We start from the raw sequence: 21,512 nt of genomic DNA, 5'->3' as shown, positions 1-21,512 counted from the left end.
CGCCCGCGGACAGCGGCTACCGTGAAGGGACTACTGTTCGGTAAGTGAAGTCGTGGGAGGACCGCCGCGTGGCCACGTTCAGTCAATGGGTCTCGGGGACGCGCCCCCGCACCTTCCCGAACTCGGTCGTCCCCATCGCGGCGGGCACCGCCCTGGCCCTGGCCCTGGACGGGTTCGTGTGGTGGAAGGCTCTGCTGGCGATGGCGGTGGCGGTGGCGCTCCAGATCGGGGTGAACTTCGCCAACGACTACAGCGACGGTGTCAGGGGCACCGACACCGAACAGCGGTCCGGGCCGGTGCGGCTGACCGCGGCCGGGCTCGCCCCGCCGCGCCAGGTGCTGGCGGCGGCGCTGGCGAGCTTCGCCGTCGCGGCCGTCGTGGGCCTGGTGCTGGTGGCCGTGTCGTCGTGGTGGCTGCTGCCGGTGGGCGCGGTCGCGATCGCCGCCGCCTGGTACTACACCGGCGGGCGCTCCCCGTACGGGTACCGGGGCCTGGGCGAGGTGTCGGTGTTCGTGTTCTTCGGCCTGGTGGCCGTGGTGGGTACCGTGTTCGTGCAGGTGGGTTCGGCTCCGTGGCAGGCGTGGGTGGCGGCGGTGCCGGTGGGGCTGCTGTCGTGCTCGGTGCTGGTGATCAACAATCTGCGGGACATTCCCACCGACCGGGAGACCGGCAAGATCACCCTGGCGGTGCGGCTGGGCGAGGTGCGGACGCGGCGGCTGTACACAGGCGCGATCGCAACCGCCTACCTGGGGGCGCTGTCCCTGGCACCGCTGTCCTGGTGGGTGGTGCTCGTCCTGCTGTCACTGCCGCTGGCGGTGGCCCCACTGCGACGGGTGCTGGGCGGGCAGACCGGCCGCGACCTGGTGCTGGGGCTGGGCGAGACCGGCAAGCTCCAGATGGCGTTCGGGGTGCTGTTCTCGGTCGGGATCGCCCTGGGCTGACCAGGGTCCCCTTCGCTAGGGTCGGGGGCGTGGAAACCGAGGAGGAGTTCTTCGCGAACCTGCCCGCCACGCGCGGGGCGGCGGGCGCGGTGATCCGTTCGCCCGCCGGTCGTGTGCTGCTGGTGGAGCGCGTCTACGTCCCCGAGCAGCCGTGGGGCATCCCCGGCGGGGTGATCGAGGAGGACGAGTCGCCGCTGGCGGCCTGCCTGCGGGAGCTGCGCGAGGAACTGGGGGTGGCGGCGCGTGTGGTGCGCCTGGCCGCCGTGGACTGGGTTCCGGCGCGCCCGCCGCGCACCGCGGCGGTGCAGTGGCTGTTCACCGCCCAACTCCCCGAGGGCGCCGAGCTGCGGCTGCCGCCCGAGGAGCTGTCGGGGTGGGCGTGGCACGACCCGGCCGACCTGCACGGGGTGCTGTCGGCGAACGCGGCGCGGCGGATGCTCGCCGCGTTGTCGGTGGCCGACGGCGGCGGCCCGCTCTACCTGGAGGACGGCACACCGGTGCTGTCGTCCCCCTGATCGGGCGGGCCCCTCCTACTCCAGCTACTCCAGACCCAGGAGCGGTTCCAGTCCGAGGGTGAGCGGCTCGGGCAGGTCGGCGACCCGTCGCACGCCCAGCAGCACGCCCGGCATGAAGGAGGCGCGGTTCATGGAGTCGTGCCGGATCTTGAGGGTCTCACCGTCGGTGCCGAACACGACCTCCTGATGGGCGATGAGCCCGGAGATGCGCAGTGCGTGGACGCGGACGCCGTCGACGTCGGCACCGCGGGCCCCGGGGATCTCCGAGGTGGTGGCGTCGGGCATCGGGGCGGCACCGGCCTCGCGCCGCGCCTGGGCGACGAGTTCGGCGGTGCGATAGGCGGTGCCGCTGGGGGCGTCGGCCTTGTTCGGGTGGTGCAGTTCGACGATCTCGGTGGAGTCGAAGTAGGGGGCGGCCCTGCGCGCGAAGTCCATCATGAGGACGGCGGCCACGCCGAAGTTGGGGGCGACGAGGACCTTGGCGCCGGACCCGGCGGCGGCCTGCATGGCGCGCACCTTCGCCAGCCTGGCCTCGTCGAATCCGCTCGTGCCGACGACGGCGTGGATGCCGTGGCCGATGAGCCACTCCAGGTGGTCCATCACCGCGTCGGGGTGGGTGAAGTCGACGACGCAGTCGGACCCCAGCACCCTGTCGCGGTCGTCGCCGGTGTCGACGCCCGCGGTGAACTCCATGTCGTCTGCGCCCTGAACCGCCTTGACGACCTCTGACCCCATGCGCCCGTCGGCGCCGAAAACCCCTACCTTGAACACGGCACCACCGTACCGGAGCCGGGGACGCCGCCGGTCGTCCACGCTGTGGTCGGCCCGTCGCCGGCGGTCAGCGGGCGGTGGCCAGGACGAGTGCGAAGTCGTCGGCGGGGTCGGTCCACCAGCGGGCGGGGGCGAACCCGGCCCCCTCCAGTTCGGTGCCCAGGCCCTCGCGGCGGAACTTGGCGGAGATCTCCGTGCGCATCTCCTCCCCCTCGGCGAAGCCGACGGACAGGCCGAGGTCGGCGACCCGGACGCGCTGGGCGGTGCGGGCGCGCAGGCGCATCTCGATCCACTCCCGTTCGGCGTCCCACAGGGCGACGTGGTCGAAGGCGGCCGGGTCGAAATCGGCCCCCAGCCGGTGGTTGATGACGCGCAGGACATTGCGGTTGAAAGCGGCGGTGACCCCTTGGGCGTCGTCGTAGGCGGCGACGAGGCGGGCGGGGTCCTTGACGAGGTCGGTACCGAGCAGGAGGGAGTCCCCGGCGTCCAGGACGCCTCTGACGTCGCGGAGGAAGGCGGCACGGGCCCTGGGTTCCTGGTTGCCGATGGTGGAGCCCAGGACGGCGAGGAGGCGGCGTCCGCCGTCACGGGCCGCGGGGAGCAGCCCGAGGTGCTCCTCGAAGTCGCCGACGACGGCGTGCACGTCCAGTCCTGGATAGTCCCCGGCGAGCTCGGCGGCCGAGGCTGCGAGGAAGTCGCCGCTGACGTCGACGGGGACGAATCCGGTGATGCGGCCGTGGCGGAGCATGGCGTCGAGCAGGAGGCGGGTCTTCACGCCGGAGCCGGAGCCGAGTTCGATGAGGACCTCGGCGTCGGCGGCGTCGGCGATCTCGTCGGAGCGCTCGGCGAGGATCGAGCGCTCGGCGCGGGTGGGGTAGTACTCCGGCAGCGCGGTGATGTCCTCGAACAGGGCGCTGCCGTGTTCGTCGTAGAACCACTTGGGCGGGAGCCGCTTGGGGGAGGCGGTGAGTCCCTCGGCGACGTCCTCGCGGAGGGCCTTGTCGAGGTCGTCGGCGGTCAGGTTTCGGTCGATCCGGAACATACTGCCTCCTGGTGTGGTGGTGGGGCGTGCTCCGTCAGAGGGCGCGTCAGGGTGCGCTCCGCGGTGGCGAGAACCACCGATTCGTCGGGCACCTCGCGCCAGTCGGGACGGTCGTCGAAGGGTTCGGAGGCCAGGAAGACCCCTCCCCCGGGTTCGCGCAGGGTGAAGAGCGTGTCCCCGGCGGCGGTGGCGGCGATCGAGGCGCCGTCGCTCGCCAGGAGGTTGTACCGGCCCGCGGAGTGCTCGCGGGCGCGGGCGACCACGGCGGCCAGGGTGCCCGCCAGGTCGCCGGAGGAGCGCCACAGCCGTACCGTGTGCGCGAACAGCGGGGCCGAGTCCACGGGGGCGCGGGCGTCCAGCGCCCCGGGCGGCGGGGGGCCGGACAGCGCGGCGGCGAGCGCCTCGTCGTCCTCGGCGGCGCCGTTGTGGCTGAACAGCAGCCGGTCGGCGCGGAAGGGCTGGGCACCCGACTCCTCCGACCCGAAGCCGACGGTGGCGTCGCGGACCGCGGCCACGACGCATCCGGAGGAGATGGACCGGGCGGCGTCGGCGAAGGAGGCGTCGCCCCACATCGGCATGGCGCGCCGGTAGCGCAGCGGCTCGCCGGGGCCGGGGTACCAGCCGACGCCGAACCCGTCGGCGTTGACGGTGCCGTGTCGCTGTATCCGGGGCGCCCAGGACTGGACGAGCAGGGCGTGGGGCGCCGCGTACAGCAGGTCGTGCACCGTACGCGGCGGCCCGAGGTAGGCGAGGTGTCGGCACATCAGGCGGGCTCGGCGTCGCGTGCGCAGCGGAACCCGCTGAAGATCTGCCTCCGGATGGGGAAGTCCCAGTTGCGGAAGGTGGAGCGCACCGCCGTGGGGTGTGTGGCCCACGAGCCGCCGCGCAGCACCTTGTACCCGTCGTCGAAGAACACCTCGGAGTACTCCCGGTACGGGAAGGCCCTGAACCCGGGGTATCCGGTGAAGGTGGTGGAGGTCCACTCCCACACGTCGCCGATGAGCTGGTGCACGCCCAGCGGGGAGGCCCCGTCGGGGTGGCGGCCCGCGGCCGTGGGGCCGAGCCGGCGTTGGCCGAGGTTGGCGTGCAGGGGACCGGGCTCGGTGTCGCCCCACGGGTAGCGAGTGGAGCGGCCCGTGGCGGGGTCGAAGCGCGCGGCCTTCTCCCATTCGGCCTCGGTGGGCAGGCGCTTGCCCGCCCAGCGGGCGTAGGCCTGCGCCTCGTGGTAGTTGACGTGCTGGACGGGCTCCTCCGGGGGCACCATCTCCAGGCGGCCGAACCTGCGGCGCGACCACTGGTCGTCGCCCTCGCGGCGCCAGAACGCCGGGGAGGCGGCCTCGCGCCGCCGGACCCACTCCCATCCCTCGTGCGACCACCAGCGGCGGGTCCGGTAGCCTCCGTCGGCCATGAAGGCCTGGTACTCGGCGTTGGTGACGGGGCGCGTGTCGATCCAGTACGGCGGCAGGTCGACGGTGCGGGCGGGGCGTTCGTTGTCGTAGGCCCAGGGGTCGTCGGCGGTGCCCATGGTGAACGGCCCGCCGGGGACGAGCACCTCCGGTTCGGCGGGCGGGCGCAGGGGCGCCACGTCGGCGGTCTCCTCCAGCAGCACGGGCTCGCCCTTGCGGAGCTGGTGGGTGGCGAGCATGGTCTCGTCGTGCTGGTGCTCGTGCTGGATGACCATGTGGAAGACGAACCCCGCGTCGAGGAGGGCGCCGCGCGGGTCGGAGCCGTCGCGCTGCCGGGGCACGAGGGGGCCGAGGTCGGCCCGGTCCAGGACGTCGAGGACGCGGCGGCGCACCCGGTCGTTGTAGTCGGCCGCCTCCTCGGGGGTGAGCAGCGGCAGTTCGACGCGGTCGACGCGCGGGTTCTCGAAGGCGTCGTAGAGCTGGTCGATGTCGGGCCGCAGTGCCTCGCGCCCGCCGGCCGCGCGCAGCAGCCACTGCTCCTCGTAGTTGCCGATGTGTGCCAGGTCCCAGACCAGCGGCGACATGAGTTCGGAGTGCTGGGCGAGCAGCCCGGCGTCGTCCAGCGCCTCGAGTGTCAGTCCGTTGCTGCGGCGGCGGCTCGCGGCGAGCTCGGCGGCGATGCGTTCCTTGACGGTCCCCTGCTCGTGGTTCACTCTGCTTCCTCCGCGTGGGTCGGACGGGTGTCGGCGGGGCACAGGCCCCGCCGGGTGTACTGGTCCGCGTAGTCGTCGACGAGGGAGGCGAGTTCAGCGGCTCCCATGCGGGGCAGTGCGTCGACGGCGGCGTCGAGGCAGGTGCGTGCGCACGCTCCGATCCGGGGGTCGGCGACACCGCGCAGCGCCGATCGGAGCCAGAGCCGGGGCGCGGGGGCGCCGTCACCGCACATGCGGGCGGTGGCCTCCTCCGCGGTGGCGCGCGCGGCGGGGTCGTCGACCAGCGCGGCGGCCAGCGCCATGGGGACGGGCCACCAGCGGTGGGGCAGGGCGTCGATCATGCGCAGTTCCCACCATCCCCGGGGGCGTACGGGCGGGAAGAGGGTGCTCAGGTGCAGTTCGAGGTCGGCGAGGGTGGCCGGGCGGGGACCGCGGCCCTGGAGCCACTCGGCGAGGGTGAATCCGGGGTCGGCCGTCCAGGGGGCGTCGGTGCCGTGTGCGGACACCGCCATCACGGGGGCGCTGAGCGCGTACTCGGTCCATGCTGTGGCGGGGTCGCGGTGGTCGGTGCCGGACAGGACGGGGCGGGTGCGGGCTGAGTCGATGGCCGCCCAGACGGCCCAGCGGGCCGACTTCCAGCCGGTGGGGCGTCCGCGCCAGAGGGCGGAGTTGGCGAACGCGGCGACCAGTACGGGGCCGAGGCGGTGGAGGAGTTCCCAGCGCGACCGCAGGTCGGCGGCGTCGGCGCCGTTGTCCAGGCAGACCTGGACCGAGGCGGTGCTGCACATCATGGTGCGTCCACTGGCGTGGCGTCGGCCGGAGTAGAAGCCGTCCATGGCCTCGTAGCGGGGCGAGCGGAGTTGGCGCAGCGGCGGCCGGACCGGGTCGAGTGCCTGTCCGGACAGCCGGAGGCCGTCCCCCTCCAGAACCTTGCCCACGTGTTCGAGGTCGGCGGCGAGTGCGGTGTAGGCCGCGGCCGGGCCGGGCAGGGCGGGAGAGCTGAGTTCGACCTGCCCACCGGGTTCGAAGCTGATCCTGCTTCCGGCGGGCGGCGGTCCGCCCGTGTCGAGCACGCCGCGGAGACGGTCGACGCGGACCGGTTCGGCGGGATGTGCGGGGTCGGTGACGAGCCATTCGGTCTCGGCTCCGACCTTCCCGGGCGGGCCGGTCTTGAAGCAGACCCCGTTGATGTGGTCGTGGACGTCGTCTTCGGTGATGTGTGCCATGGGACGCCTCTCACACGCTGCTCCGGATGACGCCCCAGGGTTGTGCCCATGACTCGGTGCGGTCGAACCTGGGAAGTGGCCAGGAATCGGGCGGAGGATCCGGCCTGGAGGGTGATGTCTGGCGCGTGCGCGCCGACATGCCTGGCCACTCCGGATGTTCACGTGCGGACGAAAGGCACGCGCACTCCAATGTGTTCCATGTCACCCTCCAAGGGGTCCGCCCGTGGGCTGCTCCGCCTGCCGCGACGGCCGGATCCGGCCACTTCCAGGCCTTGACCCGCCAACATCGGACACGCTAGGGAGCCGTGCGCGGGGGGCTTCCCCGGAGCGCTCCGCCCCGCCCCGGGAGGGAGGGGGGACGCCCCGCACCCTCGGCCAGGGCGGGGCGCGCACCTCTCCAAGCCACCGTCGATCGACGGTGCCCTGAAGGCAGAACACAAGGAAACGGAACTCTCAGGCCGGCATCACCCACGGTTGCTTCTCGTCAGGATGAGTGAATGTGGATGTCCGGAATAGTCGACTCGATTCGCGCTGATTGCCGTGCTCCGCTACCGTTCCCGCCATGATGGGGCACTCTCACGCCTTGAGCGGCGTGGTCGGTTGGATGGCGGTCGTTCCTCTGATCCAGGGGAAGGAGTTCTACTGGCTCAGTTTCGACCTCGGGCCGGGCGAGATCGTCGCCGGCGCGCTGGTGTGCGCCGGGGCCGCCCTGCTGCCCGACCTCGACCACAAGAGCGCGACGGTGACCAAGACCTACGGCAAGGTCACCGAGACCCTGAGCGGAATGCTCGGGTTCCTGTTCGGCGGGCACAGGAACGGGACGCACTCATTCCTCTTCGCTCTCATCATGGGCGTGCTCGTCCAGCTCCTGGCCCTGTGGTCGGAGCTGGCCGTGCAGGTCTTCGTCTTCCTGCTGATCGGTGTGGCCCTCCAGGGGCTGGGCTTCGGCCTGGAGAAGAACCGGGCCGCCTCGGGGATCATCAACGCCCTGGCCACGGCGGCGATCACCCTCGCCCTGTTCACCATCGGCACCAACTACACGTGGCTGGGCCTGGCGGTGGCCTTCGGGTGCATCCTGCACTTCATCGGCGACATGATCACGAAGATGGGCGTACCGCTCTTCTGGCCCTTCTGGAAGAAGAAGATCGGGCAGAACATGGGCTTCGTGACAGACGGCCCGGTGGAGAAGAAGTTCATCACCCCGCTGCTGACCACGGGTGTCATCGTCTACTCGATCTACCTCTTCGACTGGCCCGCCCTGCTGCTCAACGCCTGACGGAGAGCACGTCTAGTGTGGGGTGCGTGACACGCACCACAGAGACCATCACCCCGGAACTGCACTCCTACGTCGCCGCGCACAGCGAACCCGTCGACGACTGCCTGACCGACCTGGCCGAGGAGACCGCGCAGCTCTTCCCCGACCGGGCCGGCATGCAGATCGGCCCCGAGCAGGGGGCCTTCATGACCCTCCTCGCCCAAGTGGCCGGAGCCCGTGACGTGGTCGAGATCGGCACCTTCACCGGTTACTCCTCGATCTGTCTGGCACGCGGCATCCCCGCCAACGGCACGCTCCTGGCCTGCGACGTCAGCGAGGAGTGGACGTCGGTCGCCCGCCGCTACTGGGAGCGCGCCGGGGTCACCGACAAGATCACCCTCGAACTCGGCCCCGCCCTGGAGACCCTGCGCGCCCTGCCCCGGGAGCCGCGGTTCGACCTGTCCTTCATCGACGCCGACAAGGTCGGATACATCGGCTACTGGGAGGAGATCGTCCCCCGCACCCGTGCGGGCGGTCTCATCCTGGCCGACAACACGCTCTCCCACGGCAGGGTGGTGGACCCCTCGGAGACCTCGGAGGCCGTCCAGGGGATCCGCGACTTCAACGACCACGTCATGGCCGACGACCGGGTGAGCCGGGTCCTGCTGCCCATCGGCGACGGCCTCACCCTCGCCAGGAGGCACTGATCCCGAGGAGGCCGCGGGTCCGCGCCGCCTGTCCACAAGGTCAGCACTTCGCCAGCGGGTAGGGCTGTATCTCCGATATCGTCCGGTGCCATGCGCCTGCTGCACACCTCGGACTGGCACCTGGGCCGCTCCTTCCACCGCGAGAACCTCGTCGACGCCCAGGCCGTCTTCCTCGACCACCTCGTCGACACCGTCCTGAACCGGAGCGTGGACGTGGTGGTGGTCGCCGGCGACCTCTACGACCGTGCGCTGCCCCCGGTGGACGCCGTCAAGCTCTTCGACCGGGCGCTGGGCCGCATCCGCGCCACCGGGGCCCGCGCCGTGCTCATCAGCGGAAACCACGACTCGATGGCCCGCATGGACTTCGCCACCGGCCTCATCGACGCCGCCGGGGTCCACCTGCGCAGCTCCCTGGACGGGGTCGGCACCCCCGTGGTCATCGACGACGGCCACGGCCCCGTCGCCTTCTACGGCATCCCCTACCTGGAGCCGGAGATCGCCCGGCACCGCTGGGAACTGCCCGGGCGCGGACACACCGCGGCGGTCGGGCACGCCATGGACCTGGTCCGCGCCGACCTGGCCGAGCGCCCCGGGACCCGCTCGGTGGTCCTCTCCCACGCCTTCGTCACCGGCGGGGAGCCCTCCGACAGCGAACGCGACATCTCCGTCGGCGGCGCCTCGCACGTGCCCGCCTCGGTCTACGACGGTGTGGACTATGCCGCCCTCGGGCACCTGCACGGCCGCCAGACCATCACCCCGTCGGTTCGCTACTCCGGCAGCCCTCTCGCCTACTCCTTCTCCGAGGAGCACCACGTCAAGGGGTCCTGGCTGGTGGACCTGGATGCCGACGGGCTGGCCGGAGCCGAGTTCGTCGAGGCGCCCGTCCCCCGGCCGCTCTCGCGGATCCGCGGACGGCTGGAGGACCTGCTCACCCGGCCCGAATGGGAGTCCCGTACCGGGCACTGGCTCCAGGTCACCCTCACCGACCCCCGCAGGCCGGCCCGGCCCATGGACCGGATCCGCGAGCGCTTCCCGCACACCCTGCTGCTGGACTTCGCCCCCGAGGGCGCCGCCGCCGAACACCGCGCGGCCACCGCGCCCGTGGCCGACCGCGGAGAGCGGGAGGTCGTCGCCGACTTCGTCACGTGGTCCCGCGGCGAGGCCATCACCCCCGAGGAGGCCGCACTGGTGGACACGGCGGTCGAACGGATCCGGATCCAGGAGGCGCGCTGATGCGGCTGCACACACTCACCGTCCAGGCCTTCGGCCCCTTCGCCGACGAGCAGCGCGTCGACTTCGACCGCCTCAGCGCGGGCGGCCTCTTCCTCATCCACGGCCCCACCGGGGCGGGCAAGACCTCGGTGCTGGACGCGGTGTGCTTCGCGCTCTACGGCCAGGTACCCGGGACCCGCGGAGCGGAGCGCTCGTTCAAGAGCGACCACGCCCCGCCCGACCGCGAGCCCCGGGTGGACCTGGAACTCACCGTCGCGGGCCGCCGCCTGTGGATCCGGCGCAAGCCCGCCTGGCTGCGGCCCAAGAAGCGGGGCGAGGGCACGACCAGGCAGAACACCAAGGTCCTGGTCATGGAGCGCCACACGGACCACTGGGAGGACGTCACCAACCGTCCCGACGAGGCCGGGCAGTTCATCGGCGACCTGATCGGACTCACCCTCCCCCAGTTCTGCCAGATCGTCCTGCTGCCCCAGGGCGACTTCGCCCGGTTCCTGCGCGCCAAGGCCGAGGACCGGCGCCAGTCCCTGGAGCGGATCTTCAACACCCGGGTGTTCCGGGACGTGGAGGACTGGTTCCAGAGCCACGCCAAGCAACTGCGCTACCAGGTGCAGTCCGCCCAGGAGCGGGTGCACGAGACGGCGGGACGGATCTCCGAGGCCGGCCGCTCCCCCGCGCCCTCCGACCCGGAGGAGCTGTCGGCGTGGGCCGCCGAACTCGCCGCCGTCACGGCGGCCACCGCCCGGGACGCCGCGACCGTGGCGGCCGGGGCCACCGGCGCCCGCGACGCCGCACTCGACGCGCGTGAGGCGGGGCGGCGCACCCGGGAACGGCAGGATCGGCTCGCACGGGCGCGCCTCCAGTACGAGGAGTCCGGCGAGCACGCCGAGGAGCGGGCCGAGATCGACGTCCGGCTGGCGGATGCCGAGCGCGCAGCGTCGGTCCTCCCCTTCCTGGAGGCCCGCAACCGCTCATGCACCGAACTGGAGAAGGCCGAGGCGACGGTCGCCGAACGCGTGCTGCTGGTGCGCGGGCTGCCCGGCGCGGTCACCGAGCCCGTGACGGCCGGCCCCCTGGAGGGTGCCGAACGAGACCGCCGCGACGAGACCGCCCGCTTGGACGCGCTGCTGGGCGACGCCGAGCGGCACTCCTCCCTCGGGCACACCGTCACCGCCCTCAGCGGACGTCTCGACAGGCTCCGCGAGGACCTCGACGGCACCCGCCAGAAGGTCGCCGCCCTGCCACCGGAGGTGGAGAAGGCCGAGGAGGAACTGTCCAGGGTCCGGGAGCGGGCGGTCCGTGCCGAGGTCGAGCAGACGGCCCTGGAGGCGGCGCGGCGGCGCCTGGCCGCCGCCGAGGAGCACACGGCGCTGGTCCGGGACCTGGCCGCCGCCGAGGACGCGGCCAGGGCTGCCGTGGACACCGACCAGAACACGCGTGAACACGCGCTGCGCCTGCGTGAACGGCGCACCTCCCACATGGCCGCCGAACTGGCCGGGAGACTGGTCGGCGGCGAACCGTGCCCCGTGTGCGGGTCTCCGGACCACCCTGCCCCGGCCCGGCCCGCCGAGGAGGGCCTGGTCACCGACGAGCAGGAGCGGGCCGCGCAGGCCGCGGCGGACGCCGCGGCCGCGCACCGGTCCGAGGCGGAGAGCGCCGTGGCGGCGCTGCGCGAACGGCGCGAGGGGGCCGCGACCCGCGCCGAGGGCCGCACGGCCGCGTCGGCGCGGGAGGAGGTCGACACGCGTGAACACGCGCTGGCACGGGCGCGGTCCGCCGCCGACGAGGCGCGCCGCCTGGAGAAGGCCGTCGGGGAGCTCACCGCAGCCCTGGAGCGCCACCGGGAGCGGGAGGGCGACCTGGTCCGCCAGGAGGCCCAGGTCCGGACCGAACTCGACCACAAGGCCGCCCAGCGCGACGAGCTGGCACGGAAGCTGGACGCGGCACGCGGGGACGATCCCGGGATCGGTGAGCGGATCACCCGTCTGCGCGGTGAGGCCGACCTGCTGCGCGCGGCGGCCGACGCGGTGCACGCGCGTGAACGCGCCGCCGAGGAAGCGCGCACCGCCGCCGCCGAGGCCGAGGTCCGTTGGGAGGAGGCCGGTTTCGGCTCCGAGGGACTGGTCCGGGAGGCCGCACTCGACGAGCGGGAACGGCGGGGGCTGCGGGAGAGGGCCCGTGGCCTCGACAGGCTCAGGGCCGCCGCGGAGGCGGACCTGGCCGATCCGGAGCTGGCCGCGGCGGCGGCCGAGCCCTCCCCCGACCTGGACGCGCTGGCCTCGGAGGCCGCCCTCGCCGCCGAGGCCGCCGACCACGCCGTGTCCTGGCGGAGCGGGCTGGAGGAGCGGGCCCGCAGGCTCGCCGAGCTGCGCGGCGAACTCGGGACGCGGCTGAGCGGGTGTGAGCCGCTCCTGCACGAGTACGGCGTGGCGGAAGGGATGCGCGCCCTGACCGCGGGGACCTCCGCCGACAACACCGACGGGGTCCGCCTGTCCGCCTACGTGCTGGCGGCGCGGCTGGAACGGGTGGTCGCCGCGGCCAACGACCGCCTGCTGACGATGTCGGACGGCCGGTACGAGCTTCGGTACACGGTGGACAAGGCCTCGGGTGACGGCCGCTCGCGTTCGGCGGGCGGCCTGGGCATGCGGGTGGTGGACGCCTGGACGGGGGCGGAGCGCGATCCGGCCACGCTGTCGGGTGGCGAGACCTTCTTCAGTTCGCTGGCGCTCGCCCTGGGTCTGGGGGACGTGGCCGGGGCCGAGGCGGGCGGCGCCGACATCGACACCCTGTTCGTGGACGAGGGGTTCGGCACACTGGACGAGGACACACTGGAGGAGGTTCTGGACGTGTTGGACCGGCTGCGCGACGGGGGCCGCGCCGTGGGCGTGGTGAGCCACGTGGCCGACCTGCGCCAGCGCGTGTCCACTCGTCTTCGGATCGTCAAGGGGGCCTCGGGTTCGCGGGTGGAGCACACGGGCTGAGCACCGGCCCCACGGCTGCCGCGCCCTGGAGCGGTGCGACAATACCGGGGTGCATTCCCTGGTCGACATCGCCGTGTTCGGAATCGGGGGCGCCATCGTCATGGCGGCCCTCATCGGTCTCCTCCTCGTGGTCTCGCGGGGCGGGCGCGAAGGCTCGCCGCTGACGCGCGCGCTCTTCGGCAGCGCCTCGGTGGCGGTGCTGGTCGTCCTGCCCGCGCTGGCGGCGGCGACGGCGCTACCGAAGGGGTTCTGGGCGGCCTTCGCTGCGGCGGCGTGCGTGGCGGCGGTCCTGTGCACCGTGAACGTGCTCCTGCTACCCGCCGTGACGCGCCGGGGCGCCGGGGCGGGCACCGCTCTGGCCGCGGTCCGGCCGACCCTGCCCGTGCTCGCGGCGGTGCTGGTGCTCTGCGCGGCCTTGGGCCTGCTGGGTGCGGGTGCGGCTGCGCTGCTGGCCTGAAGGCCGCTCCCGCCACGCGTGAGCGCGAGGAGGGCCGCCACATGTTCGGGTGGCGGCCCTCCTCCGTGTGTTCGGGCGCGCTTCAGCGTTGTGAGCGCCGGTCCAGTTCGGCGAGGTAGGCGTTGTAGGCGTCCAGGTCGGCGTCGTCGGAGCCGTCGCGGCGGCTGTGCCGTTCGCGCCTGCGCTCCTGTTTCTGGTCGTCGCGGAACCACTGTCCGACCAGCATGACCAGGACCAGGGTGGTGGGGATCTCCCCGAGCGCCCAGGCGACGCCGCCGCCGGTGTACTGGTCCTCCGCCAGGCCGTCGCTCCAGGGGACCTCGAACTGTCCGTAGAACTCCGGGGCGATGGGGCCGGTCTGCATCATGATCGTGATGCCGAAGAAGGCGTGGAAGCCCATGGAGACCATCAGCAGGAGGATGCGCAGGAAGTAGGGGATCTTCCGGGGCGCGGGGTCCACGCCGATGATGATCCAGTAGAAGAGGAAGCCCGAGACCAGGAAGTGGGCGCTCATGAACAGGTGGCCGAGGTGGTCGTTCATCAGCGTGCCGAACAGCGGCGTGAAGTACAGCGCGTAGGGGCTGAGGACGAAGAGCGGTGCGGCGACCGCCGGGTGCGTCACCACCGTGGAGAAGCGGCTGTTGAGGAACAGGGTCAGCCACTCGCGCGGCCCCCGGTCCCCGCGTCGGCGTGCGGGTCTGAGGGCGCGCAGGGCCAGGGTGGCCGGGGCTCCCAGGACCAGCAGGATGGGGGTGAGCATGGCGAGCACCATGTGCTGGATCATGTGCGCCGAGAACAGCACCATGGCGTAGGTGGCGAAGCCGCTCAGCAGGACGGCGACGACGCTGAGCAGGCCCAGGGCGAAGAAGACCGTGCGGCTGGCCGGCCAGGTGTCCCCCCGGCGCCGCAGCCGGACGACGGCCGCCGCGTACAGCCCTCCGGCGACGGCGACGAACATGATGAAGAACAGGTCGGGGCGCCAGAGCGTGAGCAGCTGCACCGTGTCCATGGGCGGCGGCACGGGGAAGCCGAGGATCACCGCGGCCGGGTCGACCTCGCTGTCCAGCGGCGGCGGGGGCGCGGTCCGGCCCAGCGCGACGGAGATGCCGATGACGGCGGCCATGACCATGGTCTCGATGCCCGCGAGGAACAGGAACTGCCGCCTCTGGAGGGTGCCGTCGCCCTTCGCGCTGTGGATCCGTTTGAGGGCGTACTCGCGTTGCATGTAGCCGAACACCCCGAGGAGGGCGAAGAGCGCGAGCTTGACGAGCATGATGAGGCCGTAGGCGGTCGTGAAGAGTTCGGAGACGCTGTAGAGCCGGGCCAGCGCACTGCCGATCCCGCTGATGGCCACCCCCGCGTACAGCCACAGGGCCATGCGGCTGAAGCGGGCGACGGCCGTCTCCGGCACCTGGGCGTCCTTGCGCATGGCGTGGTAGGTGACGGCGGCCAGGCCGCCCGCCCAGGCGGAGATCGTGATGATGTGCATGGCCAGGGCGGTGATGGCGAGTTCGTGCGCACCGGCGGAGGCCGAGTGGCCGGTCAGCCCGGGGGGCGTGAGCGCCGCCACGGCGGCGATGAGCAGCCAGAGGGCTCCTGTGGCGGAGGTGACCGTCCGACCGAACAGGGCGATCCCGGTCGTGATGAGCACGACGAACATCATGGCGATGCCGGTGTCGACCGAACCGGCGAAGGCGGTGACCTCGTCGACGCTGACACTGCCGACGGGCAGGGCCAGGAACTCCGACGCCTGGAAGTAGAGGGTGGACACGGCAGCGGTCGCCCATGCCAGGGCGGCCCAGGTGGCTCCGCGCACGTAGTAGCCGGCCTGGTCGCCGAGGACCCCCTTGTCGGAGGGGAGCAGGACCGCTCCCAGCAGGAGGAGGCCGACCGCCAGGACGGCGGAGGCGTCCATCACGACCTTGGCCAGGGGCAGGCCCCAGCGCACCCCCTGGCCCGCGTCCGGCAGGCCGGGGATGAGTTCGGGGTAGGCGGCACCGCCCAGGAGGAGTGTGCAGGCCAGTGCCGCCAGGCACAGGAGTGCGGCCGCCCCGGCGAAGAGCGGCCCCCGGGCGGTGCCGGGGGCGTCCTGGGTCGGTGTCGTGTCGTGCAGGGGAGGAGCCACGCGCCACTCCGTCTTCGGGTTCGTTCTCGGCTGGTCGGCGCTCCCTGTCGCGGGATACCGCCCCTGGGGCGCGGCCGGACCGGTCGGTGGCCTCGCGGGGAGGACGCACCGCGTTCCAGGTTAAACCGCCCGTCCGACTCCCTCTTCTCGGGGATGCTCGGAATTCACGCGTTCCGCCCCCGCGGTAGGTGCCCCGGCGGTACGGTCGTGCCGACATCGCGAAAAGGTGGCGTATGGCCGAGTTCGACAGTGTGATCAGGTCCCGGCGCGTGGTGACGCCGGAGGGGTCCGGACCGCGCGCCGTCGGGATCAGGGACGGCCGTATCGAAGCCGTCGCGGGTTACGACGCGGCGATGCCCGCCCGCACGGCCACCGACCTGGGGGACACGGCCCTACTGCCGGGCGGGGTGGACGTGGGCACCGGGGTGCACCGGCCAGGCGAGGACCTGGCGGAGTCCTACCGGGCCGTGGGCAGGGCCGCTCTGCGCGGCGGGGTGACCAGCGTGGTGGCGTCCGCGGCTCCGGCCCGGCCCGCAGTAGACCGTGTCGGCGCACTCGGTGCCCACCGGCGGGCGGCGGCGGGCACGGCCGTCTCGGTGTCCTTCCTGGGCGGGGTGGGCGCGGGCAGCGGATCGCTGGACCTGACCGATCTGCTGGCCGAGGGGGTCACGGCGTTCCAGTGCTCGCTCTCGGACGGCGGCGAGCCGGACCTGTCGGCGCTGGACGACTCCGCGCTGCGCAGGGTGATGGCCGAGCTCGCCGCCGTGGACGCGGTGCTGCTGGTGCACGCGGAGGACTCCGGGGAGCTGGGCAGCCCTCCTGTGGGCGCGGGTCGGCCGCCTCGGGCCGAGCGGCGCGGTCTGGAGCGAGTGCTGGCCGCGGCGCGGATGGCCGGTGCGCGCACGCACGTACACCCGTTCACGGCCGCCGAGTGCGCGGCGCTGCTGGCCGCGGCCGGAGCGGTCGGGGTGGAGCTGACCGCGCAGACGTGTCCCCACTACCTGTGCCTGCCCGCCGAGTCGCTGGTGCCGGCCTCGCCCGCGCACGCCTGCCGCCCGCCGCTGCGTTCGGAGGCCAACCGTGCGGCGCTGTGGAGTGCGCTGGTGGACCCTGCCGGTCCAGCGGTCACCACGGTCGGTTCGGGCCACCTGCCCGCGCACGGGCTGTACACCCTGGAGTGGAGTCTGTCCGCTCTGTGGACGGCGGCACGCAGGCGGAGGCTGGGGCTGGAGGACGTGGTGCGGTGGACGGCCCAGGGCCCGGCCGACCTGCTGGGGCTGCCGGACAAGGGACGGATCGGTGTGGGCGCCGACGCCGACCTGGTCGCCTTCGACAGTGCACGGCCGGTGGCGGTGCCCACCGGGGACCCGAGTCCGTACGCGGGGAGGGAGCTGGCCGGTGCGGTGGGCCCGGTGTGGATCGCCGGGCACCGAGTCCGCCCGGAATAAGGCGTCTCACCCGGTTTTCGTGTTCTTCGCATTTCCTGTTCCTCACACCGGCGGTGCACCTCGCGTGCCGCGCTGACACGCTGTCAACAACCAGGCCCGGACAGAGGCATGTTGTCGATGGCGCGGAGGTACCCGAGCAGGTCAGAGTGGGGGGTATCAACGGAGATACCAGTTGGAGGAACCGTGCGCATCGGTGTGCCCCGCGAGATCAAGAACCACGAGTACCGAGTGGCCATCACCCCCGCCGGGGTCCACGAGCTCGTCGGCCGTGGCCACACCGTGGCCGTCGAGCGCGATGCCGGGGCGGGCTCCTCGATCACGGACGGGGAGTACGCCGCCGCGGGCGCGCGCGTCCTGGACACCGCCGACCAGGTGTGGGAGTTCGGTGAGCTGATCCTCAAGGTCAAGGAGCCGGTCCCGGAGGAGTACCACCGGATGCGCGAGGGGCAGATCCTCTTCACGTACCTGCACCTGGCGGCCTCGCGCGAGTGCACCGACGCGCTCCTGGACCGCAAGGTCACCGGTATCGCCTACGAGACGGTGCAGACCCCCGACGGCGCGCTTCCGCTGCTGGCCCCGATGTCGGAGGTCGCCGGGCGTCTGGCCACGCAGGTGGGGTCGGTGGCGCTCCAGCGGCCCAACGGCGGTCGCGGGGTCCTGATGGGCGGGGTTCCGGGCGTGCGCCCGGCGCGGGTGACCGTGGTCGGCGCGGGGGTGTCCGGGCTGAACGCGACCCAGGTCGCCGTGGGCATGGGCGCGGACGTGACGGTGCTGGACCTGAACGTGAACAAGCTGCGCCACGTGGACGCGCTGTACCGGGGCCAGGTCAAGACCGTGGTCTCCAACACCTTCGAGCTGGAGCTGTCGGTGCTGGAGTCGGACATGGTGGTCGGTGCCGTCCTGGTGCCCGGTGCCAGGGCCCCCAAGCTGATCTCCAACGAGCTGGTCGCGCGGATGCGCCCGGGGGCGGTCCTGGTGGACATCGCGATCGACCAGGGAGGCTGCTTCGAGGACTCGCGGCCCACCACGCACACCGATCCCACGTTCGCGGTGCACGACACCGTGTTCTACTGCGTGGCGAACATGCCGGGCGCGGTGCCCAACACGTCCACGCACGCCCTCACCAAGGACACCCTCCGCTACGTCGTGGCGCTGGCGGACCAGGGCTGGCGACTGGCCCTGCGCGAGGACCCCGCGCTGGCGAGCGGGCTGAACACCCACGACGGCGAGGTGGTCTACGCGTCGGTGGCCGAGGCGCACGGCCTCAAGCACCGCGAGCTGGAGGAGGTCCTCGCCCAGGGCTGAGCGGGCCCTCCGGTGCCATCGGGGACGCGCCCGGGCTGGTCGGGCCGGTCGGCCGGAGGTACGGTCGAATCGGATAGCCCGTCTCCGGGCGGGACACGAGGCACCGAGGTGGGAACGCACGTGGCACATACCGGATCGGCGACCGTGACCAGGATCGTCGAGGTGGAACTGGTCCGGCTGCGCCCTCCGTCCGGAGGGCGCGGCTCCGGCGGCGATGCCACGGTCCTGGTCCGAGTGGGCGACGGCGAGGGGCTCAGCGGCTGGGGGGAGATCGCGCGTGCCTCTCCCGCGCGGTGGGAGACGCTGGTTTCGGCGTTCGCCCCCGCACTCCTGGGCCACCTGTGGCGGCGCCCGACCGAAGTGGTCGACGCCTTCGCCGACCTGCCCTGGGACGCGTCCGTGGCGGGGGCGCTGGACACCGCGTGCTGGGACCTGTGGAGCCGCCAACGGGGCATGCCGCTCTCGCATGCCCTGGGCGGGGAGCGCACCGCTCTGACGGCAGGGGTGACCCTGCCGCCCCGGCAGCGGCTGGAATCACTGGTCACCGAGGTGAACCGGCAGGTCGGAGCGGGTTTTCGCCGGATCAGGATCCCGGTCGGCCCGGGGTGGGACGCCGACGTGGTGCACGCCGTGCGAGCCGCATTCCCGTTCCTGGTCCTGCAGGTGGACGCGGGCGGACGCTACACCGAGGACCCGGCCGATCTGGACGCCCTGTGTGTGCTGGACGAGTTGGGGCTGCTGGCGATCGAGGACCCCTTTCCCGCGGACGACCTGCGCGCGCACGCCCGGTTCGCCACACGGGCGCGCACACCGGTGGCGCTGTACCGCTCTTTGGGGTCGGCGGAGGACCTCGGCGAGGCCGTGCGGCTGGAGTGCGGCGGTGCGGCGCACGTGGACCCCGCCCGGCTGGGCGGGCTGACGGCGGCCCGCCGCGCTGTGGACCGTGCGGCGGACGCCGGGTGGCGGGTGTGGTGCGGTTCGTCGGCTGTGACCGGTGTGGGCCGTGCCGCCACCGTCGCCCTGGCCTCGCTGGCCGGGGCGTCCCTGCCGGTAGAGGCGATGCCCGCCGGAACGCGCGGCAGGGATCTGGTGGTTCCCGCGGTACGCGCGCACGAGGGCGTGCTTCCGGTGCCGCTGGCGGAGAGCGGGCTGGGGCACGGTGTGGACCGGGCCGCGCTGGCGGAGCGCACCGCGCGGGCGGTGCTCGTGGACGCCGACGGGGCGCGGGAGCTGCCGGCGGGACGGCACCCGCGGAGCGGGGGCCGAGGCCTTCAGGACACCGGTCGTCCGGATGCCGCCACACCATAACCGAACGCCGTTAGGTAGAGTTGCCGGGCACTCTCCGGCTCTGCCGGAACCCGACGATCAGGGAGGCCTCGTGCGCGTTTTCGCCGACATCCAAGAGGTGGCCGCAGCCAAGGGCGAACACCTGGGCTGCACCGACTGGTTCGAGATCGACCAGGAGCGCATCAACACGTTCGCCGACGCGACCAACGACCACCAGTGGATCCACACCGACCAGGAGAAGGCCGCCTCGGGCCCCTTCGGTGCGACCATCGCCCACGGTTACCTGTCCCTGTCGCTGCTTGCCTTCTTCTCGCCCCAGGTCATCTCGATCGAGAAGAAGCCGACCATGTCGATCAACTACGGACTGAACAAGGTGCGCTTCGTGCAGCCCGTGACGGTGGGCTCGCACGTGCGCGACGACGTCGTCCTGTCCGACGTCAAGGAAACCGGCAAGGGCGTGCAGGTCACCATGGCCCACACCGTGGAGATCGAGGGCAAGGACAAGCCGGCGCTCGTGGCCGAGGCCCTGGCCCTCTGGGTCCCCTAGCGGACGATCCTGCGCAGGATTCGGCGTGCCAGGCCCGGGGTGAACCAGCGCAGCCTGCGTTCGGCGCGCTTGGCCCGGGCCCGCATCCGCTCCGCCTCGGCCCGCGCCCGGTCCAGTCGGCGGCGCAGTTCCCGCACGCCGGGACCATCCTCCGGTTCGGTGGAGCCGTCGTCGGGCAGCGCGGCCCAGCGGCTCCCGTAGACCCGCGCCACGACGCCGTCGAGATCCGTCCCCTGCACCCCGGGGGCCAGGTGGCGGGCCCGCGCGAAGGCGCAGCGGCGCTCCAGGCGCAACTCCCCCTGCGTCGCGGCCGTGACGCCCGGCAACGGTGTGCGCAGAAGCCCGACCCCCTCGGTGTCGGCCTCCCTCACCAGGTCGGCGACGGCAGTGACAGCAGGTCTCGCGCCCACGGGAACATGGAGACGGAACGGAACGCGCGGGTCCTCCTCCGGAACCTCCCCAACCAAGCGCACCCGCCGATCACCCCGGAAGGTCTCCCCCACCAGCCGCAGATCCAACCACTCCTCGTCCAGCGGAGACCTGCGCCCCCCGTCCAACTCCCCCCACGGACCCACCAACCACAGCCGCAGATCCGGAGTGCTCCCGCCCAACAGAGCCGAAACCGTAGCCTCGACCTCCTCCAGAGCGCGGCCCTCCACGTCCAGGACCACATCGACCAACGGCACCTCCCAGACACGTCCGGGACGCTCACGGCGCGGCCCGTAGTCGGGCACCCGGTTGGCCACGTAGGGGAGACGGTAGCGCTTGCCCTCCTCCCTGCGGGACTGCATCTGTGAACTGCCCAGGTGCCAACTGCTCGTGTCCAGATCCGGAACGAACACCGCACCCTGCTGCGACAACCGGTACCCGAACTCGGTGTCCCCACCCAGCACCATGCCCGGATCCATCCGCCCCGCCGCCTCGAACAGATCCCGGTGCAGCGACCCCGTCGCCCCCACGAACACCTTGTAGGCCTGCGAGGCAGCGGACCTCAACTTGTCCTGCCGGTCGATGGTCTTCTCCACCCAGTGCGGATTGGCGCTCTCCCGATCGAACAAGGTGTCCGCCCGACCCTCGGCCACCTCGGCCTGCACGTGCTCAGGCGTCATCGCACCGGGAACGAAGTCCACGAACAGCTTGTGCCCCAGCACCACCCCGTAGTCCACCAGGTGATGCCAGCGCATCTGCGACTCCACATGCTCGCGGTACACCACCATGTCCGCGTCCAACCGCAGCACCACCTGCCCCGAAGAGACCGCCACACCGCAGTTCACCGCGTGCGCCGAACCCCACCCCCCCGGACCGGAAGAGATCAGCCGCGTGTTCTCCGGACACACCTGCGGCAGCACCAACGGCTCCGGAGAACCGTCATCGACCACCACCACCTCCATCAGATGCCCCGGATAGCTCTGCCCCGCCAACGCCGCCAACACCAGATCCAACTTCTCCTGGTGCCCGTGCGCCGGAATCACCACACTCACCGACAGCACCGGCGTCCACCCACCCAGAACAGGCGGCTCAAGCACCGAATAATCATTACCCCTGACACGAGGCTG

General features: G+C 72.6%; 18 protein-coding genes. 11 read left to right on the top strand and 7 right to left on the bottom strand.

From position 1 onward, the window contains the following. The first annotated feature begins 68 nt into the window (after nt 1-68). Both B042_RS0103905 and B042_RS0103900 read left to right on the top strand, forming a co-directional pair. Nucleotides 69-941, top strand: a complete 873-nt coding sequence (locus B042_RS0103905; RefSeq protein ID WP_028647146.1) for a 1,4-dihydroxy-2-naphthoate polyprenyltransferase — start codon at nt 69-71, stop codon at nt 939-941. A 29-nt stretch (nt 942-970) separates the two neighbouring features. Further along, nucleotides 971-1,456 (top strand): NUDIX hydrolase, encoded by a 486-nt coding sequence (locus B042_RS0103900; RefSeq protein WP_028647145.1) that lies wholly within the window; start codon nt 971-973, stop codon nt 1,454-1,456. Between the two features lie 24 nt (nt 1,457-1,480). Here B042_RS0103900 and dapB read toward each other — a convergent pair whose 3' ends face one another. The 5 genes from dapB to egtA form a co-directional block, all read right to left on the bottom strand. Then, nucleotides 1,481-2,227: a 4-hydroxy-tetrahydrodipicolinate reductase gene (dapB, locus tag B042_RS0103895; RefSeq protein ID WP_081748586.1), complete on the bottom strand. Its 747-nt coding sequence runs from the start codon at nt 2,225-2,227 to the stop codon at nt 1,481-1,483. Between the two features lie 67 nt (nt 2,228-2,294). Beyond that, a complete protein-coding gene (egtD, locus tag B042_RS0103890; protein WP_028647143.1) occupies nt 2,295-3,269 on the bottom strand; it encodes an L-histidine N(alpha)-methyltransferase in 975 nt (324 codons plus the stop codon). Continuing rightward, nucleotides 3,245-4,033, bottom strand: coding sequence for an ergothioneine biosynthesis protein EgtC (gene egtC / locus B042_RS21870; RefSeq protein ID WP_051415452.1), 789 nt, complete (start codon nt 4,031-4,033; stop codon nt 3,245-3,247). Before egtC ends, egtD begins: the two co-directional genes overlap by 25 nt. After that, on the bottom strand, nt 4,033-5,388 hold the full coding sequence (egtB, locus tag B042_RS0103880) for an ergothioneine biosynthesis protein EgtB (RefSeq protein WP_028647142.1): 1,356 nt from the start codon (nt 5,386-5,388) through the stop codon (nt 4,033-4,035). The genes egtC and egtB overlap by 1 nt, the downstream gene beginning before the upstream one ends. Next, on the bottom strand, nt 5,385-6,614 hold the full coding sequence (gene egtA, locus B042_RS0103875; protein ID WP_028647141.1) for an ergothioneine biosynthesis glutamate--cysteine ligase EgtA: 1,230 nt from the start codon (nt 6,612-6,614) through the stop codon (nt 5,385-5,387). Before egtA ends, egtB begins: the two co-directional genes overlap by 4 nt. Nucleotides 6,615-7,176: 562 nt before the next feature. Here egtA and B042_RS0103870 point away from each other — a divergent pair. The 5 genes from B042_RS0103870 (at nt 7,177) to B042_RS0103850 (ending at nt 13,244) form a co-directional block, all read left to right on the top strand. After that, on the top strand, nt 7,177-7,890 hold the full coding sequence (locus B042_RS0103870; RefSeq protein ID WP_081748585.1) for a metal-dependent hydrolase: 714 nt from the start codon (nt 7,177-7,179) through the stop codon (nt 7,888-7,890). Between the two features lie 26 nt (nt 7,891-7,916). Continuing rightward, entirely contained in the window at nt 7,917-8,576 is a 660-nt protein-coding gene (locus tag B042_RS0103865) for an O-methyltransferase (RefSeq protein WP_028647139.1), read from the top strand. Between the two features lie 90 nt (nt 8,577-8,666). Then, on the top strand, nt 8,667-9,809 hold the full coding sequence (locus B042_RS0103860) for an exonuclease SbcCD subunit D (RefSeq protein ID WP_028647138.1): 1,143 nt from the start codon (nt 8,667-8,669) through the stop codon (nt 9,807-9,809). After that, on the top strand, nt 9,809-12,787 hold the full coding sequence (locus tag B042_RS0103855; RefSeq protein ID WP_028647137.1) for an AAA family ATPase: 2,979 nt from the start codon (nt 9,809-9,811) through the stop codon (nt 12,785-12,787). Before B042_RS0103860 ends, B042_RS0103855 begins: the two co-directional genes overlap by 1 nt. A 49-nt stretch (nt 12,788-12,836) precedes the next feature. Further along, nucleotides 12,837-13,244, top strand: a complete 408-nt coding sequence (locus B042_RS0103850) for a hypothetical protein (protein ID WP_028647136.1) — start codon at nt 12,837-12,839, stop codon at nt 13,242-13,244. Between the two features lie 82 nt (nt 13,245-13,326). Here B042_RS0103850 and B042_RS0103845 read toward each other — a convergent pair whose 3' ends face one another. Further along, nucleotides 13,327-15,369 (bottom strand): cytochrome c oxidase assembly protein, encoded by a 2,043-nt coding sequence (locus B042_RS0103845; RefSeq protein ID WP_028647135.1) that lies wholly within the window; start codon nt 15,367-15,369, stop codon nt 13,327-13,329. Between the two features lie 233 nt (nt 15,370-15,602). Between B042_RS0103845 and B042_RS0103840 the strand changes: the two genes are divergently transcribed. From B042_RS0103840 to B042_RS0103825, 4 genes are all read left to right on the top strand, one after another. Continuing rightward, a complete protein-coding gene (locus B042_RS0103840) occupies nt 15,603-16,817 on the top strand; it encodes an amidohydrolase family protein (protein WP_028647134.1) in 1,215 nt (404 codons plus the stop codon). A gap of 183 nt (nt 16,818-17,000) precedes the next feature. Beyond that, nucleotides 17,001-18,122 carry an alanine dehydrogenase gene (ald, locus tag B042_RS0103835; RefSeq protein WP_028647133.1) on the top strand — a complete coding sequence of 374 codons (1,122 nt, stop codon included), beginning with the start codon at nt 17,001-17,003 and terminating at the stop codon, nt 18,120-18,122. 120 nt (nt 18,123-18,242) lie between these two features. Next, nucleotides 18,243-19,430 carry an enolase C-terminal domain-like protein gene (locus B042_RS0103830; protein WP_028647132.1) on the top strand — a complete coding sequence of 396 codons (1,188 nt, stop codon included), beginning with the start codon at nt 18,243-18,245 and terminating at the stop codon, nt 19,428-19,430. Between the two features lie 70 nt (nt 19,431-19,500). Further along, nucleotides 19,501-19,956, top strand: a complete 456-nt coding sequence (locus B042_RS0103825; protein WP_028647131.1) for a MaoC family dehydratase — start codon at nt 19,501-19,503, stop codon at nt 19,954-19,956. Here B042_RS0103825 and B042_RS0103820 read toward each other — a convergent pair. Further along, nucleotides 19,953-21,512, bottom strand: a 1,560-nt coding sequence (locus B042_RS0103820; RefSeq protein ID WP_028647130.1) for a glycosyltransferase family 2 protein, incomplete at its 5' end; no start/stop codon positions are given. The two genes, B042_RS0103825 and B042_RS0103820, sit on opposite strands and share 4 nt — an antisense overlap.

This window comes from Nocardiopsis sp. CNT312, from assembly GCF_000515115.1.
Lineage (GTDB): Bacteria > Actinomycetota > Actinomycetes > Streptosporangiales > Streptosporangiaceae > Nocardiopsis.
The sequence above is the reverse complement of the archived record's forward strand: the minus strand, read 5'-3'. Positions and strand labels throughout refer to the sequence as shown.